This is a genomic window from Campylobacter sp. RM5063 (genome assembly GCF_024723655.1).
Lineage (GTDB): Bacteria > Campylobacterota > Campylobacteria > Campylobacterales > Campylobacteraceae > Campylobacter_D > Campylobacter_D lari_D.
Map to the genome: position 1 here is coordinate 1 of NZ_JANQDA010000042.1, position 2,681 is coordinate 2,681.

Sequence of the window (2,681 nt, forward strand, 5' to 3'; positions counted from 1 at the left end):
TATTAAAACTTTCCCTACTCACTATATTTTCCTTAAACTCTTTAGAAGCTGCCACCCAGGCAAATTATGATAAAACTTCTAATGCTTATATTATCAAACAACACAAATTTAATAATAATGATGTCTATGATTATAACCTTGATACATATAAACTCTTAAGTGGTAAAAACTTCTATGGCCAAATGGCTAGCAATAAAAACCTTTCAAATATTACTTTAATATATGATAATCCTAAAAACAAAGCTCATGAAAAAATGAATGATTTATATTTTAAACAAGACATACTCACTCCAAGTATTAAAGAAGATATTTTTGTAGTTAATGGCTTTCATAGTTCTAACTCAGCTAATACTACCCTAAATCAAATCAGCTATATACCTTTTTTAGTTTCAGCCTATACCTTTAATGCAAAAGCAAATAATAATACCTTAGTATTAAAAGCAGGGGAATTATCTTCAGTATATTATTTAAAACCTACCGATAAAGAAGTAATTAATCCTAAAGCTAGTGGCTTAGATAATAAATATAATTTTTTAATCACTCCAGCTATAGCAAGAAAAGGTGAAGCAAGCAATAACACTTTAAATTTCTTAAAAGATGCCTATGTAAATATGGGTGTTGAAAACACCTATACCTTACCTTTAAATGGTGCTCCTTATATCTTAGGTGCTTTTGGGGTTGATGCTAATACTAATAATAATACTGTGATATTAAATAAGGGAGTAAAGATAGACTTTCATACTACCCCTTATAAACAAAGCACTTTAGGGGATAATATTTTTGATGAGAGAATGACTCATGTAGTGGGAGCTTATACTTATAATGGCAATGCTAAAAATAATAAGGTTATTATAGATGGAGCTTCTTTATTAGTCCATGGTCCAAGTGGAGCTTATTCAACATCAGCTGCTACTCACTTAGGTGGAGCTTTTGTAGATGTAAATAATAATCAAAGCTATGAAGTAAGCAATAATGGTGTAATTATTAATGATTTAAAACTAGATTTAAGAGTGGATACTAAAAATACTCCATTAGCATACAATGCTATTTTAGTAGGAGCAGTTTATGGGGGTAAAATCATACAAGGCAATGCTTATAAAAACACCATAGATATAAAAGACTTGCAAACCTTATTAGCATTAAATACCAATATAGAAGTAAAAGCACTCTTAGACTTTTATGCAGGTATAACTAATAATGGCATAGCTAATGATAATAATATTAATATTACTCTTAAAAAGCCATTTGAAATCAATTCTAATTTTACAGGTAAAAATGAGTTTAATCTTTATGGTGGAGTAGCTACTAAAGGAGCTAGTAGAAATAGTATAAATATCAATGGAGACTTAACCAAAGGACTTACCACTGAAAATCATCAAGATAAAATTCAAATCACAGCAGCACAAACTCTAAGTTCTAAAGCAAATAATAACAATATTGTTATTAAAAACTCAAATATAGCTATGCCTTTATACTTATATGGAGTTAGTAAGGTTAGTATAGATAATAAAGATTATTATGCTAGTAGTGCTAATGCTAATAGTATAGTTTTAGATAATGTAAAATCAGGTAGAAACCTAACTGCTATTATAGAAGCTGATAATTTAGAAAAAAACACTATAAAATATAATATGGTGCAATCTTTATCTAATGCTTCTAATATAGATAAAGGTTCTAAAATCATTTTAAGAGCTAATGAAAATGCTAATGATAATACTTTAAATATTAAAGATTATTCAAGTGCAGCTAGTTCTAATGTATATATTATTAATGCAAAAAATGAAAGCGCTAATAATACTTTTATCTTTGATAACTTAGCCCTAGGTACAGCTTCTGATAAAAGAGAAGGGGAAATAATAATTAGTGCAGGTATAGCTAAGAATACTCATGATAATTATACTCATATAAATAATTTAAATATAGATGAGTATAAAAACAACAAAGCTATATTTATAAGCGCTTCTGGTGTATATAGTGAAAATGATAAAAGCTATAATAATACCTTATATCTAAGCGGTAATACTAATATTTTCAACAATACTAATATAGAAGTATTAGCAGGAAGCTTTTTACAAACTAAAAAAGACAATAACTTTGTATCAAAAGTTCTAACACATAAAAATGGTACTAATAATCATTTAATATTAAATACAAATATAAAAGCAAATACTATCAATAACTTTGATCATTATAGCTTTATCTTAAAAGATGATACTAAAGCTTATTTAAGTGCTAAAGAAGTGATTAATCTTTCTAAAGATAGTTCTATTAATGTATATACAAACAATAATGTAAAAAATAAAAGCATTATTTTAATGCAAAGTGAAAAAGGCTTTGTAGATGCAAATAATAAACACTTAAATCAAAAAGACTTACAAAGCTTATTAGAAACTATCACTAAAAACAATCAAAGCTTACATAAAAATATTAAAGCAAAAGTTCAAAAAGCTAAATACACTCTAAGTGTAAGTAAAGATGCAAAAAGCATAGTAGTGAATTTAAATTAAAACAATGCACCAAAAGGATTAATTATGAAAACACATAAACTATCAAATCACATCATACTCTCAGGCATAACTGTATCAATGCTATTATCACCTATGGTGGCAGCAGATAAACCACTTAATCCAAATCACTTACCTAGTGGTGGTAAATTTACTCATGGGACTAGTGGGAGTATA

1 protein-coding gene is annotated in these 2,681 nt (G+C 27.4%); it reads left to right on the top strand.

Translation table 11 applies throughout. The features are described 5' to 3' along the window. On the top strand, window positions 1-2,507 hold a 2,507-nt coding region (locus tag CAMP5063_RS08195), incomplete at its 5' end, for a hypothetical protein (RefSeq protein ID WP_337195153.1). Window positions 2,508-2,681 lie beyond the last annotated feature (174 nt).